At 72.1% G+C, this 13,230-nt stretch carries 13 protein-coding genes and 1 pseudogene; 7 read left to right on the top strand and 7 right to left on the bottom strand.

What is annotated here, in order from left to right; all coding sequences use genetic code 11:
• Window positions 1-24 precede the first annotated feature (24 nt).
• Window positions 25-465, top strand: a complete 441-nt coding sequence (locus ACQF4J_RS07825) for an OsmC family protein (RefSeq protein WP_351802049.1) — start codon at window positions 25-27, stop codon at window positions 463-465.
• Between the two features lie 33 nt (window positions 466-498).
• On the opposite strand, the gene ACQF4J_RS07820 is transcribed toward ACQF4J_RS07825, so the two are convergent.
• The 6 genes and pseudogenes from ACQF4J_RS07820 to ACQF4J_RS07795 all read right to left on the bottom strand — a co-directional run bounded on the left by ACQF4J_RS07820 (window position 499) and on the right by ACQF4J_RS07795 (window position 6,511).
• Window positions 499-774: a hypothetical protein gene (locus ACQF4J_RS07820; RefSeq protein ID WP_427165304.1), complete on the bottom strand. Its 276-nt coding sequence runs from the start codon at window positions 772-774 to the stop codon at window positions 499-501.
• Between the two features lie 3 nt (window positions 775-777).
• A pseudogene (locus ACQF4J_RS07815) lies at window positions 778-1,262 on the bottom strand (cation:proton antiporter regulatory subunit).
• 174 nt (window positions 1,263-1,436) lie between these two features.
• The gene (locus tag ACQF4J_RS07810) at window positions 1,437-3,314 is read right to left on the bottom strand and encodes a phospholipase C (protein WP_427165302.1); all 1,878 of its coding nucleotides are present in this window, start codon (window positions 3,312-3,314) and stop codon (window positions 1,437-1,439) included.
• 210 nt (window positions 3,315-3,524) lie between these two features.
• Entirely contained in the window at window positions 3,525-4,745 is a 1,221-nt protein-coding gene (gene efeB, locus ACQF4J_RS07805; RefSeq protein WP_427165300.1) for an iron uptake transporter deferrochelatase/peroxidase subunit, read from the bottom strand.
• Window positions 4,742-6,001 (bottom strand): EfeM/EfeO family lipoprotein, encoded by a 1,260-nt coding sequence (locus tag ACQF4J_RS07800; RefSeq protein ID WP_427165298.1) that lies wholly within the window; start codon window positions 5,999-6,001, stop codon window positions 4,742-4,744. Before ACQF4J_RS07800 ends, efeB begins: the two co-directional genes overlap by 4 nt.
• A 120-nt stretch (window positions 6,002-6,121) precedes the next feature.
• The gene (locus ACQF4J_RS07795; RefSeq protein ID WP_351802055.1) at window positions 6,122-6,511 is read right to left on the bottom strand and encodes a VOC family protein; all 390 of its coding nucleotides are present in this window, start codon (window positions 6,509-6,511) and stop codon (window positions 6,122-6,124) included.
• A 110-nt stretch (window positions 6,512-6,621) separates the two neighbouring features.
• Here ACQF4J_RS07795 and ACQF4J_RS07790 point away from each other — a divergent pair, with 110 nt between their 5' ends.
• The 6 genes from ACQF4J_RS07790 (at window position 6,622) to ACQF4J_RS07765 (ending at window position 12,741) form a co-directional block, all read left to right on the top strand.
• Window positions 6,622-7,332, top strand: coding sequence for a ThuA domain-containing protein (locus ACQF4J_RS07790; protein ID WP_351583470.1), 711 nt, complete (start codon window positions 6,622-6,624; stop codon window positions 7,330-7,332).
• Window positions 7,302-8,408, top strand: a complete 1,107-nt coding sequence (locus tag ACQF4J_RS07785; protein ID WP_427165295.1) for a Gfo/Idh/MocA family protein — start codon at window positions 7,302-7,304, stop codon at window positions 8,406-8,408. Before ACQF4J_RS07790 ends, ACQF4J_RS07785 begins: the two co-directional genes overlap by 31 nt.
• A gap of 92 nt (window positions 8,409-8,500) precedes the next feature.
• The gene (locus ACQF4J_RS07780) at window positions 8,501-9,265 is read left to right on the top strand and encodes a sulfite exporter TauE/SafE family protein (protein ID WP_427165293.1); all 765 of its coding nucleotides are present in this window, start codon (window positions 8,501-8,503) and stop codon (window positions 9,263-9,265) included.
• Window positions 9,266-9,421: 156 nt separating this feature from the next.
• The gene (locus ACQF4J_RS07775; RefSeq protein ID WP_427165291.1) at window positions 9,422-10,759 is read left to right on the top strand and encodes a gluconate:H+ symporter; all 1,338 of its coding nucleotides are present in this window, start codon (window positions 9,422-9,424) and stop codon (window positions 10,757-10,759) included.
• 41 nt (window positions 10,760-10,800) lie between these two features.
• Complete coding sequence (locus ACQF4J_RS07770; RefSeq protein WP_427165289.1) at window positions 10,801-12,129, top strand: enolase C-terminal domain-like protein; 1,329 nt, start codon at window positions 10,801-10,803, stop codon at window positions 12,127-12,129.
• A 39-nt stretch (window positions 12,130-12,168) separates the two neighbouring features.
• Window positions 12,169-12,741, top strand: a complete 573-nt coding sequence (locus ACQF4J_RS07765; protein ID WP_427165287.1) for a GNAT family N-acetyltransferase — start codon at window positions 12,169-12,171, stop codon at window positions 12,739-12,741.
• Window positions 12,742-12,745: 4 nt separating this feature from the next.
• On the opposite strand, the gene ACQF4J_RS07760 is transcribed toward ACQF4J_RS07765, so the two are convergent.
• A complete protein-coding gene (locus ACQF4J_RS07760) occupies window positions 12,746-13,183 on the bottom strand; it encodes a VOC family protein (RefSeq protein WP_351583453.1) in 438 nt (145 codons plus the stop codon).
• Window positions 13,184-13,230: the final 47 nt, after the last annotated feature.

Below are 13,230 nucleotides of genomic sequence, written 5' to 3'. Positions count from 1 at the left end.
GGTGGGCCGCACTACTGTCGTGGCATGACAGACGACACCCTGCGCTCGGTCACCGTCCGGCGCACCGCCACCGGCCACTTCACCGCCGTCAACGCACGCGGCGGCACGATCGACTTCGGCACCGGCGGGGAGCCGGGCGGCACCGAGTTCACCCCGGTCGAGCTGCTGCTCGCCGCGATCGGCGGCTGCACCGCGGCCGACGTCGACGTGGCCACCACCCGGCACGCCGAGCCCACCGGATTCACCGTCACCGTGACCGGCCACAAGATCAGCGATGAGTCGGGCAACCGGATGACCGACCTCTCGGTCGACTTCTCCGTCACCTTCCCCGAAGGGGCGTCCGCGGACCGGGCGCGGGCGATCCTGCCCCGTGCGGTCAGGACCTCCCACGACCGGCTCTGCACGGTCAGCCGCACCGTCGAACTCGGCACACCGGTCACCGTGACGGTCGCGGACACCCCCTGAACGGCCTCTCGCGATGACGACGGCGCCGGGCGGTCAAGGGCGGGCGACGGTGTCCTGGTCGGCCTTCCGCTCCCGCTCCACGGTCCCGGCCGCCGGCTTCGCGGCGGCGGTGCGGCGCCGGGCGGTCAGCCAGGTGGCGACGGGCTCGGTGAAGCGGGCGGTCAGCGGGCCGAGGACGACCAGGATCAGGACGTAGGCCGTGGCCAGCGGGCCGAGGGAGGGCTCGATGCCCGAGGCCAGGCGTCCGAGCAGGCCCAGGGCGAGGATGATGGAACCGAACTCGGTCAGGAACGTGGCGGAGGAGTGCATGGCTCACTCCCGCCCGAGTATGGCCGCCGCCGCGTCCACGCCCTCGCGTGTGCCGATCACGATCAGCGTGTCACCGCCTGCCAGCCGGAAGTCGGGCGTGGGGGAGGGGATCGCCTCCGCCCTGCGCAGGACGGCCACCACGGAGACGCGGTCTCGGTGCGCATGCGGGTTTCGCCGAGGACCCGGCCGTTCCAGTACGAGGTGGCCGACAGCTCGATCCGCTCCGCCACCAGGCCCAGATCGGCGGTGGACAGCAGGTTCGGCGTGTGGTGGTCGGGCAGCAGCGCGCCGACGAGGGCCGCCGCCTCACCGGCGGTGAGGCGCACGGACAGGGCGCAGGCGTCGGGGTCGTCCCTGCGGTAGACGCTGAACGTCCGGTCGCCGTCGCGGTGCGCCACCACCGACAGGGGCTGCCGGTCCCGCGTCGTCATGTCGTAGCGCACGCCGATCCCCGGAAGCGGCGTGCTGCTCAGGCGTGGTGCGCCCATGTCGGGATTCCCTTCGGCGGTGGAAGCGCGATGATCGTTCGGCCTCACCTACCCTAAACTGCCTCTTTTGCCCTCCCATTACCCAATGGGTCGTGGCGCGGCGGCTCCGGGCAGCGCGGAGGGCCCCGGCCTTCGCCCGGCCGGGGCCCTCAAGTGTCATTCCGTGCCGAGGAGTTACCCGGCGGCGGAGGCGTTGCTCCTACGGCGGCGCAGCGCGAAGCCCGTGGCGACCGCGCCGGCGGTGACGACGCCGGCGGTCAGGGCGATCGGCAGGGCCGGCGACGTGGAGCTCGCGTCGGCCACGTTCTGGGCCCTGAGGTCCTGGACGTACGCCGGGTACGGCGCGTGCGTCGACGCGGACGACGCCGTCCGCGCGTAGTGGTGCGGGATCGGCTTCACGGACTTCACCGAGCCGTCCGCGTTCAGCAGCACCTGCTTGCCGTTGGGGTGCCGGAAGTCGAACATGCCGCTCAGGCTGCCCGCCCGCCGGTCGAAGGAGGCGTCACCGATGCGGCCGGTGCCCCAGTTGTTCTCGATGAACTGGGTGATCGACGTCTGCTCGGTGGCCGTGTGGTCGACCGAGTTGACCTTGCTGTAGGGGGAGATGACCAGCAGCGGCTGCCGGGTGCCCGGCCCGCAGCGGTCCGCGTAACCGCCCGCGGCGGCCGGCCCGGACTGGCACATCGGGCTGTCCAGCGCCTTGCCGTTGGAGCCGGTGGTGGAGTCCTTGGAGCCGTTGAGGACCTTGGAGGTGACGTGGTCGTACCAGCCGTCGGAGTCGTCGTAGGCGACCACGACCGCGGTCGACCTCCACTGCGGCGACTTCTGCAGCGCGTTGATCTCGTCGATCAGGAAGTGCTGCTCGTCGGTCGGGTCGGAGTAACCGGCGTGTCCGTCCTGGTACTCGGCGGCCTTCAGGAAGCTGACGGCGGGCAGGTTGCCGGCCTTGAGGGCGGCGTCGAAGTCGGCCAGGTCGTAGTTGTGGTTGGCGCGGCCGGCGTGCCCGATCTCGGCGACGTTCTTCGGCGCGAGGTGGTGCGGGTTGGACGTCGACCTGTAGTACTCGAACGGCGAGTGGTGGGGGCTGTAGTCGACGACCGAGGCGCCGCCGACGTTGGTGTGCGTGGTGTCGCACTTCGCGTAGTCGCCGCTCTTGCCGTCCCACGCGGTGCTCGGCCGGAAACCGCCCTGGAACCAACCCCAGCTGACGTGCTTGGCGTTGAGCAGGTCACCGATGTTCCTGCCCTGCATCACGGCGAGCGCGTTGGTGCTGGTGTGGTTCTTGCCCGAGCAGTCGTCGAAGGCCGGGTCGGGGTCGTTGATCAGCGTGCCGACACCCTTGGCGTTCGGGGAGAGGACCGTGTACGGGTCCGGGGTCGCCGTCTGCTTCGGGTTCTCCGTGCCGGAGGCCGGGTCGACGGAGATCACCCCGTGCGTCTGGCCGGAGACCAGGTTGAGGGCGCCGGGCGTGGAGGGGCCGTAGACCGAGCTGAAGGAGCGGTCGTTGAGGGCGTAGTGCTGGGCGTAGTTCCACAGGCCCGTGACGGTGTTGCCGTCGTAGTAGTCCATCACCAGGCCGGGCTCGCCGAACAGCCCGCCGCTGCACTTGCTGACCTCGGTGTTCTCGACGTACTTGTCGGCCTTGCCGCCGTCGGCCGCGTACTGCTCGGGGCCGTAGGAGTGGTTCTGGTCGCAGGTCATGGCCTGCGAACTGGCCAGCCGCTTGGGCGCGTAGAGGTTCGGGTTGTTCTTCAGCAGCCCGGCGTTGAGCAGGTTGTCCACCTTCGGCGTGTGCGCCGCGGCCTTGAACGCGGTGCCGTCGGTGTTGGCCGCCTTCGGGTAGGTGGCGAAGTAGTGGTCGAACGAGATGTTCTCGTCGTAGATCACCACCAGGTGCTTGATCGGTGTCGCGGTGTGTGTGCCGTGGCCGCCCGCCGAGGCCGCCGCGGCCGGGACGGCGCCGCCCGCCGTCGCCAGCGCCGCCGCGCCCAGCAGGGCGCCCACACGGCTCAGGCCGCGCCGCGCACTTGTCGTTCTTCCTGTACCGATCATGCTGTCTCGCCTTCCGAGGACACTGCTTCAGAGGACATGCTTCCGAGAGCACTGCGTTTCGCCGCCATGACATCGATGGTCATGGCAACTACGGTCGGATCCTTGGCAATCGTTGCGGCGGGTCGGGTGAGCGGCAATGTCATGCGCGCGAATGTTCGGTCAGGAAATCCTCATGGTCTTTTGAGGTTCCTTTGACCCGGGGGCGTGCGATCAGGCCAGCAGACCGCGCCCGTACCAGTCGGAGCCGTCCCGGACGCCGGGCAGCGCGAAGAAGTAGCCGCCGCCGAACGGGGAGACGTAGTCGACGAGCGGCTCACCGGCCAGCCGACGCTGCACGGCCTCGAACTGCCGGACCACGTCCTGCTGGTAGCAGCAGAACAGCAGGCCCATGTCGAGGTTGCCGTTGCCGTCCATGCCCCGGTCGTAGTTGTAGCCGCGCCGCAGGACGCGCTGGTCGGCACTGGCCGCGGTACGGGGGTTGGCCAGGCGGATGTGGCTGTCCAGCGGGATGACGTCGCCCTTGGGGTCCTGCGCGTACTGCGGGACGTCCTTCTCGTGACGCCCGTCCAGCGGGGCGCCGGTGTCACGGGCGCGCCCGAACATCCGCTCCTGCTCGGCGAGCGAGACCCGGTCCCAGAACTCCACCAGCATCCGGATCAGCCGTACGACCTGGTAACTGCCGCCCGCCGCCCAGTCCGGCTCGCCGGAGCCCGCCGCCACCCACACCAGACGGTCCGTCTCCCGCGCGTCGGCCACGTCCGGGTTGGCGATGCCGTCCTTGAAGCCGAAGTGGTTGCGCGGGGTTCCGGACGGGCGCGGCGGGCTGACGAAACCGTCCATGCGCCAACGCACCTGCAGGGCGCCCCTGGTGTGCCGGGCGACGTCGCGCAGCGCGTGCAGGACCGTGTCCGCGCCGTCGGCGCAGAACTGCACGCTGAGATCGCCGTGGCACTGGCCGGCGTCGAGGTCGTCGTCCTGGAACGACGGCATCGCCGTCAGCCGCCGCGGCCTGCGGGCCGTCAGGCCGTAGCGGTCGTCGAAGAGGGAGGCGCCGACGCCGACGGTGACGGTCAGCCGGTCCGCGGGCACGTCCGGACCGAGGGTGCCCGAGTCGGCGGGCGGGCCGGTGATACCGGGCTCGTCCGGGCTGCCGCCGGTCGTCAGCAAGCGGGCCCGCTCGGTCAGCGCGCGCAGCGCGTCGCGCAGTTCGGCACGGTTCTGCGCGGTCGCGTCGAAGGAGACGAAGGCCGTGGCGCGCTGCGCCGGTGTGAGGATGCCGGCCTGATGGCGGCCGTGGAAGGGGATCCGCCCGCTCTCCCGGGACGGCGTGGCCGAGGCGGCGCCGTGATCCGCGGCCACGAGTCCGGCACCGGCCACGGCCGCCGCGCCCGTCAGGAAACCCCGCCGGCCGACCTTGCTCACGGGCTTCACGCGGTCCTCCGTACGTCGGTCAGGGCGGCCACGTCGGCGAGCCGCTCCACCAGTTCGCCCAGATCGGCGTCGACGGTCTCCCGCTGGGCGCGGGTCAGCCGGGCCAGAGGCGTCCAACTCCGGCCGTGCCGGAAGGAGTCCAGCAGCCGCTGGGTACGGTCCAGCCAGGTGTCGAGTCCGGGCAGGCCGGTGTCCCGGGTCTTGAGCAGGGGGCGCAGGTGGTCGAGGAGGACCCGGGTGCCGTCCAGGTTGGCGCGGGCCGTCGCCAGGTTGGTGCCGCTGCCGTAGTCGGTGCGGCCGGTCAGCTCGAACTGCACGGTGTTCTCCAGGATCTCGTGCGCGCGCAGCCCGACGTCCGCCGGGTCCATCCGCTCGTCCGGCCAGCCGGCGCGCAGCGCGTGGACGGCCTCGGCGAGACGGTCGGCGGGGCCGCGCAGAGCGCTCGCCGACTGCCCGTGCCACAGGCCGTACTCGACCCGGTGGAAGCCGGTGAAATCCTTGTCGTGGACGCCCCCGGACAGCCCGGCGGTGGTGCCGTTGATCTGTCCGTCGGCGTCCCCGAAGGTGCCGTACGCGGCGCCCATCCGTTCGTACACCAGGTGCGCGGGCAGCCATGCCGCGCGCGCCGCCGCGAGGTCGCCGCGCTCGACGGCGTCCCGCAGCGCGTCGGTCTTCCGCTCCAGCTCGGCGGTGCGGGCCTGGACCCACCTCTGGTAGGCGAGGGTCGGCGGGATGAGGTCCTGCTGGGTGACCGGCACCGCGGCGGGGCCGCTCTTCACGGTCGCGCCGGTGATGCGCACGGTGGGGCCGGTGACGGCGTCCGCGTCGTCGGGCAGGCACTTGAAGGCGTACGTGCCGTTGCCGAGCGTCACCCGCAACGGGCGGACGGTGCCCGGGGCCAGCCCCTCCACCTCGCCGTAGACCGCGCCCGTCCTCGGGTCGGTCAGATCCACCTCGGCCGCCGTGCTGGAGGTGTTGTGCAGGTCGAAGACCTGACGGCCGCCCACGGGGTGGCTCCAGCCGCGCCCGCAGCCGGCGGGCGTGACCTCCACCGAGGTGTGCCGCAGCCCGTCGGCCGACGCCGCCTCGGGCCGGCCGCCGGAGCCGCGGGCCACCAGCAGACCGGCGACCGTGGCCGCCGCGACCGCCAGCGCGCCGCCGGTGAGCAGCGCGGCGCGCCGCCGCGCGGGCGGGAGCGGGGGAGGGGCGGGCACGTCACCGGTTCCGGTTTCGGCGCCGACCGCGGCGTCGGGCACGCGGGGCCTCCTGGGGGTCGTACGAGCGGGGCGACCGGTTGATCCTAAGCAGGTCCCGGAACGGCGGTCTCCTCCCTGACCGGGTCCTGACCGGGGCCAGGGCGAGAATTCGGCCACCGTTCACCCGAGGTAGTCGGCCCGCCCTTCGTCGTCGAGTTCGAAGGGGCCCTCGGGGATGACGCAGAACTCGTTGCCCTCGGGGTCGGCCATCACCAGGAACCCGCCCTCGGCGTACTGCTCCAGCCGGCGCCCGCCGAGCCGCTCGATCCGGTGCCGCTCCGCCGCCGGATCGGGCGAGGTCACATCGAAGTGCATCCGGTTCTTGCCCGCCTTGACCGCGGTCGTGCGCTGGAAGCCCAGGCCCAGGCCCGCGTCCCGCCGCAGCCAGACGTACGGGCCCGTGCGGCCCACGACCGGCCGGCCGAGCAGCTCCGACCAGAACGCGGCGAGCCGCTCGGGGTCCGCGGCGTCGACGATGAGCGCGTTGATCTTGAGAGGGGAGTCGGCCATGCCCCGATCCTCTCAAGTGGGTGCCCGGTACGCCGGATGCCGGAGTCGTTCATGTGTACGGACCCGCAAGGGCCGGGAAGATGAGAGGAGTTGCCGTACGAGGGAGTGTCATGGCGCAGAAGAGGGCCCTGGTGGTCCGTGGCGGGTGGGAAGGGCACCGGCCGGTCGAGGCCACCGGGCTGTTCCTCCCCTTTCTCCGGGACAACGGCTACGAGGTGAGGGTCGAGGAGTCGACCGCGGTCTACGGCGACGCCGCCGAGATGGAGCGCACCGACCTCGTCGTGCAGTGCGTCACCATGTCGGAGATCACCGCCGAGCAACTGGCCGGTCTCCGCGCGGCGGTCGTCGCCGGCACCGGTCTCACCGGCTGGCACGGCGGCATCGCCGACTCCTTCCGCGCCTCGTCCGACTATCTGCACCTGGTCGGAGGCCAGTTCGCCACCCATCCCGGCAAGGAGCCCTGTCTGCGGCGCGGCGAGGCGGAGGACAACTTCCTGCCCCACACCGTGCGGCTCACCGAACTCGGCCGCAGCCACCCGATCACCGCCGGGCTGGCGGACTTCGAGCTGGAGACCGAGCAGTACTGGGTGCTCCACGACGACCTGATCGACGTCCTGGCCACCACCACCCATCCGGTCCGGCCGTACGAGCCCTGGGCCCGCCCGGTGACCTCGCCGGCCGTCTGGACCCGCCGCTGGGGCGCCGGACGCGTCGTCGTCACGACGCCGGGGCACAGCCTCGACGTACTGCAACACCCCAGTGTCCGCACCGTCGTCGAGAGGGGAATGCTGTGGGCGACGCGCACCGCATCGGCATCGTAGGACTCGGTTTCATATCCCGCGCCTACCTCGACACCCTCGCGCCGCACCCCGACGTCGAGATCGTCGCGGTCGCCGACCTCGACACCTCCCGCGCGCAGACGGTCGCCCGACAGCTGCCCGGCGCCCGGCAGTCGAGCGTCGAGGCGCTGCTCGAAGCCCCCGACATCCAGACGGTGCTCAACCTCACCACCCCCGCCGCACACGCCGACATCGCCCTCGGCGCCATCGCACGCGGCAAGCACGTGTACACCGAGAAGCCGCTGGCCGACACCTTCGCCGGCGGAAAGGCCGTCGTCGACGCCGCCGCGAAGGCCGGAACGCGGGTCGGCTGCGCTCCGGACACGGTCCTGGGCACCGGCACCCAGACGGCCCGCGCCGCGCTCGACAAGGGCCTCGTCGGCCGCCCGCTCGCCGCCCAGGCCGTCATGGTCACACCGGGACACGAACGCTGGCACCCCCACCCCGACTTCTACTACGCACCGGGCGGCGGCCCGCTGCTGGACATGGGGCCCTACTACGTCTCCGCCCTCGTCCAACTCCTCGGCCCCGTCCGGGCCGTGACCGGAGCGGCCGCACGGCTGCGCGGCGCGCGCGTCATCGGCTCCGGGCCGCGCCAGGGGGAGCGGATCGCGGTCGAGGTGGACACCCATGTCTCCGGTGTCCTCGAACACGACAACGGCGCCCTGTCCACCCTCACCACGAGCTTCGACGGCGTCGCGACCACGGCCGCCCCGATCGAGGTCCATGGCGAGACGGGCACGCTCGCGGTCCCCGACCCCAACCACTTCGACGGCCGGGTGCGCCACTTCGCGCTGGGCGGCACCGACTGGCAGGACCTCGAACCGTCGGCGGGATACGCCGGCGGCAGCCGCGGCGTGGGCCTGCTCGACTTCCTCCACGGCGGCCGACCGCGCGCAGGCGACGAACTCGCCCTGCACGTCCTGGAGACGATGACCGCCCTTCTGCGCTCGGCGGCCGAGGGCCGACGCCTGACGCTGGAGACGACGGCGGAACGGCCTGCGCCGGTGCCGTCGACCCCGGTCGAGGCGTGGGCGGCGTCCTGGCGGCTCGCTTGACGCTTGTCTCTCTATGTAGACAGCGTCTTGTATACAGAACAAGCGTCGGGGAGGGTGAGGCGTCCGCGTCCGCCCCGTGAAGGGACCCCTCCGTGTCCGCCGGCTCCGCCCTGCTGCTCGCCGTGGCGGGCATCGCCTCCGGACTGGCGGGGTCGATCGCCGGTCTCGCCTCGCTCTTCAGCTACCCGGCACTGCTGGCCGCCGGCCTGCCACCGGTGGCCGCCAACGTCACCAACACCGTGGCGCTGTTCTTCAACACCGCCGGAACCGCGGCCGGTTCACGCGAGGAGCTGCGCGGGCAGGGCCGCAGACTCGCGCGCCTGGCGCTCTTGTCGGCCGTCGGCGGCTCGGTCGGCGCGACGCTGCTGCTGGGCACGCCCTCCTCGGCGTTCGAGCGGGTCGTGCCCTGGCTGATCGCCCTCGGCTCGGTGCTCATCCTGGTCCGCGAACCGCTGCGCCGGCTGACCGAGGGTCGCCTGACGGAAGGCGGCGGCCTGCGTACGGCGCTGCCGCTGACCTGCTCTGTGCTGCTCGTCGGGCTCTACGGCGGCTACTTCGGTGCCGCGTCCGGAGTCCTGATGCTGGCGGTGCTCGCCCTGTCCGCCGACGAGCCGCTGCGCGTGACCAACGCCGTGAAGAACATCGCCACCGGGGCGGCCAACGTCACCGCCGCGGTCGCCTACGCCTTCCTGGCCCCGGTCGACTGGCGCGCCGCGGCGGCCCTTGGCCTCGGGTGCCTGGTCGGCAGCCGGGTGGGGCCGGTCGTCGTGCGCCGGCTGCCCGAGAGGCCGTTGCGGATCGCCATCGCAGTGGCCGGGCTGTGGCTGGCCGTCTCGCTGTGGCTGCGGACCGGCTGACCGCCGTATCGCATTGACACGTGCACACCCATTGACCCCGGCGCGTTGATCAACCTAGCCTCCGTCCTCATATGTAGACGCTGTCCCTATACAGGGATGCGATTCGAGGGAGTGAACCTTGCGCTCCCCGCCGGCGGTTCGAAGGAGAACTGACGCATGCCGCTCGTCGTGGTCGGAATCAGCGTGCTGGTCCTGCTCCTGCTGATGACGAAGTTCAGACTCAACGGCTTCGCCGCCCTGCTCCTCGTGGCCGTGGGTGTCGCCCTGGTCCAGGGCATCCCTCTGGAGAAGATCTCCGACGTCCTCGCCGAGGGGATCGGCGGCCAGATCGGCGACACGATGCTCACCATCGGGCTCGGCGCCATGGTCGGACGGGTGATGGGCGACTCCGGCGCGGCCCAGCGGATAGCCAACCGGCTCCTCGACGCCTGCGGCCCGCGCCGGGTGCAGGTGGCCATGGTGCTGACCGCCATGCTCATCGGCGTGACGATGTTCTACGAGGTCGCCTTCGTCATCATCGTGCCGGTGGCCTTCACCCTCGTCCGCGTCACCCGCTCCAACCTGCTGTGGGTCGGACTGCCCATGTCCATCGCCCTGTCCACCATGCACAGCTTCCTGCCGCCGCACCCCGGCCCGACCGCGGTGGCCGCCACCTTCCACGCCTCGGTCGGACTGACCCTGTTCTACGGCCTGTTCATCGCCGTCCCGGTCGGCGCGCTCATCGCCCTGACCTGGCCGCGCCTGCCCTTCGTCCGCGCGATGAACCCCGACGTCCCCAAGGGGCTGGTCAGCGAGCGCGTCTTCGAGGAGGACGAGATGCCCGGCATGGGCTGGTCGCTCGCGGTCGCCCTGTTGCCCGTCGTGCTGATCGCCGGTGCCGCGGTGACCGACCTCGCCACCTCCGGGTCGAGTCCGCTGCTGCACTTCGTCGCCTTCATCGGCTCCGCCCCGATCGCCCTGCTGCTCACCCTCTGCCTCGCGGTGTGGGCGCTCGGCCCGCGCATCGGCCGCAGCCTCGCCGAGGTCGCCACCTCCTGCCGGGAGGCCGCCCAGGCGATGGCGATGATCCTGCTCGTCATCGGCGCCGGGGGCGCCTTCAAGAACGTCCTCGTCGAGGGCGGCATCTCCGACTACATCAAGGACTCCACCGCGCACTGGTCCGTCTCGCCCCTCATCCTGGCCTGGCTGATCGCCGCCATCCTGCGCGTTGCCCTGGGCTCGGCGACCGTCGCCGTCGTCACCGCCTCCGGCGTGGCACTGCCGCTGCTCGCCGGCAGCGGCGTCCACCCCGAGGTCATGGTGCTCGCCGTCTCCTGCGGCTCGATCGCCTTCTCCCACGTCAACGACCCGGGCTTCTGGATGTTCAAGGAGTACTTCAACCTGTCGGTCGTCGACGCGATCAAGGCGCGCACCACGTACACCACGGTCCTCGCCGTCCTCGGCCTCGGTGGTGTCCTGGTCCTGGAGCAAGTGCTGGACGCCCTGCAGGTCTGACCGCCCGCCCGAACCCTCATCGCAGAACGGCAGTTCACCCCATGAGCCAACCCGTCGTCACGAAGTTCTCCGTCTACCCGGTCGCCGGACGCGACTCCATGCTCCTGAACCTCTCCGGCGCCCACGCCCCCTATTTCACCCGCAACGTCGTCGTCCTGGAGGACTCCGAGGGCCGCACCGGCCTCGGCGAGGTGCCCGGCGGCGAGCAGATCACCCGGACCCTGCGCGACGCCGAGCCGCTGGTCGTCGGTGCGCGTCTCGGCGACCACAACCGCGTCCTGAACTCGGTGCGGGCGGCCTTCGGCGACCGCGACGCCGGGGGCCGCGGCGCCCAGACCTTCGACCTGCGCACCACCGTCCACGCCGTCACCGCCGTCGAGTCGGCGCTGCTGGACCTGCTCGGCCAGCACCTGGAGGTGCCGGTCGCCGCCCTGCTCGGCGAGGGCAGGCAGCGCGACGCGGTGCGGGTCCTCGGCTACCTCTTCCACGTCGGCGACCCCGACCGTACCGACCTGGACTACCTGCGCGAATCCGACGCGGACGTCGAGTGGTACCGGGTCCGGCGCGAGGAGGCCCTCACCCCGGAGGCGATCGTCCGCCAGGCCGAGGCGGCCCACGACCACTACGGCTTCCGGGACTTCAAACTCAAGGGCGGCGTCCTGCGCGGCGCCGAGGAGGTCGCCACCGTACGGGCATTGAAGGACCGCTTCCCCGAGGCCCGGATCACGCTCGACCCGAACGGCGCCTGGTCGCTGCGCGAAGCCGTCGACCTGTGCAGGCCGCTGCTGGGCACCCTCGCCTACGCCGAGGACCCCTGCGGCGCCGAGGACGGCTACTCCGGCCGCGAGATCCTCGCCGAGTTCCGCCGCGCCACCGGACTGCCCACGGCCACCAACATGATCGCGACCGACTGGCGTCAGCTCACCCACGCCCTGGCCCTGCAGTCCGTGTCCATCCCGCTCGCCGACCCGCACTTCTGGACCATGCAGGGGTCGGTGCGCGTGGCCCAGCTCTGCCACGAAACGGGTCTGACCTGGGGCTGTCACTCCAACAACCACTTCGACATCTCGCTGGCGATGATGGCCCACTGCGGCGCCGCGGCCCCGGGCGCGTACAACGCGCTGGACACCCACTGGATCTGGCAGGAGGGGCAGGAGCGGCTCACCGTCGAACCGCCGCGCATCGTCGGCGGCGAGGTCGCCGTCCCCGACACCCCGGGCCTGGGCATCCGCCTCGACCCCGACCGGCTGATGGCGGCCCACGAGCTCTACCGGGCGAAGGCGCTGTCCGGCCGCGACGACGCGATCGGCATGCGCTACCTGGTCGAGGACTGGGAGTTCGACCCCAAACGCCCCTGCCTGGTGCGCTGAACCGGGGCGCGGACCGGCGGCCCGTGGCACCGTGGTGACATGACCATCGAGGTGCGCCCGGCAGCGGCCTTCGCCGACGTCCGTACGGTGCTGGGCCCCAAGTCCCCCGGCGCCACGGTCTGTTGGTGCCTGAGCCACCGCATCCCGGCGAAGCTCGACCGCACGCTTCGCGGGCCGGCCCGCGGGGAGTACGTCGCCGAGCTGTGCCGTACCTCCCCGCCGCCCGGTGTGCTCGCCTACGACGGTGACGAGCCGGTCGGCTGGGCGGCCGTCGCCCCGCGCGCGGCCACCTCCTACGCGCGCAGCCGGACGATCCCCCACATCGACGACCTGCCGGTCTGGTCGCTGTGGTGCATCCGGGTCCGCCCGGGCCATCGCGGACAGGGCCTCTCGCACGCCCTCATCGCCGGCGCGGTCGACTTCGCCCGCGCCCAGGGCGCACCGGCGATCGAGGCCTACCCCCTCGACGGCGGCGGCGGCCGGGTGGACACCACCATGGCCTACGCCGGGATCCGCGCGAACTTCGAGCGCGCCGGGTTCGTCCACGCCGCCGACACCACCTCGGTACTGGCCGGCCGTCCCAGGGTGCTGATGCGGCTCGACCTGCGCTGAGGGATCAGCCCGGGGACGCGGCGGCGACGCAGAACTCGTTGCCCTCCGGGTCGGCCATCACGATGTGGTGCGCGTCGAACTCCTGAAGGACGCGCCCGCCGGCCGCCACCAGCCGCCCGGCCTCCGCCCTGATCCGCGCCCATCGCTCCGCCGGGCCGCCGTGCCCCGGCACCCGGATGTCGATGTGCAGCCGGTTCTTCGCCGTCTTGGGCTCGGGCACCTTCAGGATGGACAGGCGGGGGCCGGTGCCGTCGGGAGCGCAGAGCCACGCGGCGTCGTCCGCCGACTCGTCGTCCGGGAGGTCGAACTGGGCGAGCCACTCCTCACGGGTGGCGAAGGGAGCGGGCGGCGGCTCGTCGACATAGCCCAGCGCCGTCTTCCAGAAGCGGGCCAGGAGCAGGGCGTCCGCGCAGTCGAGGGTCAGATCGATTCTGGCTGCCATGACCGGACCGTATCGGTTCCGCGATCCGGCTTTGCATGACCATGCGC

The organism is Streptomyces sp. C1-1 (assembly GCF_050214755.1).
Lineage (GTDB): Bacteria > Actinomycetota > Actinomycetes > Streptomycetales > Streptomycetaceae > Streptomyces.
This window is presented reverse-complemented; position numbering and strand designations above follow the sequence as displayed.

What these genes read in the sequence shown, in the direction of transcription:
- ACQF4J_RS07790 (WP_351583470.1), top strand. Translation starts at nt 6,622, where the DNA reads ATGGCGCAGAAGAGGGCCCTGGTGGTCCGTGGCGGGTGGGAAGGGCAC.
- ACQF4J_RS07795 (WP_351802055.1), bottom strand. Translation starts at nt 6,511, where the DNA reads ATGGCCGACTCCCCTCTCAAGATCAACGCGCTCATCGTCGACGCCGCG.
- ACQF4J_RS07775 (WP_427165291.1), top strand. Translation starts at nt 9,422, where the DNA reads ATGCCGCTCGTCGTGGTCGGAATCAGCGTGCTGGTCCTGCTCCTGCTG.
- ACQF4J_RS07765 (WP_427165287.1), top strand. Translation starts at nt 12,169, where the DNA reads ATGACCATCGAGGTGCGCCCGGCAGCGGCCTTCGCCGACGTCCGTACG.
- ACQF4J_RS07760 (WP_351583453.1), bottom strand. Translation starts at nt 13,183, where the DNA reads ATGGCAGCCAGAATCGATCTGACCCTCGACTGCGCGGACGCCCTGCTC.
- ACQF4J_RS07770 (WP_427165289.1), top strand. Translation starts at nt 10,801, where the DNA reads ATGAGCCAACCCGTCGTCACGAAGTTCTCCGTCTACCCGGTCGCCGGA.
- ACQF4J_RS07810 (WP_427165302.1), bottom strand. Translation starts at nt 3,314, where the DNA reads ATGATCGGTACAGGAAGAACGACAAGTGCGCGGCGCGGCCTGAGCCGT.
- ACQF4J_RS07825 (WP_351802049.1), top strand. Translation starts at nt 25, where the DNA reads ATGACAGACGACACCCTGCGCTCGGTCACCGTCCGGCGCACCGCCACC.
- ACQF4J_RS07820 (WP_427165304.1), bottom strand. Translation starts at nt 774, where the DNA reads ATGCACTCCTCCGCCACGTTCCTGACCGAGTTCGGTTCCATCATCCTC.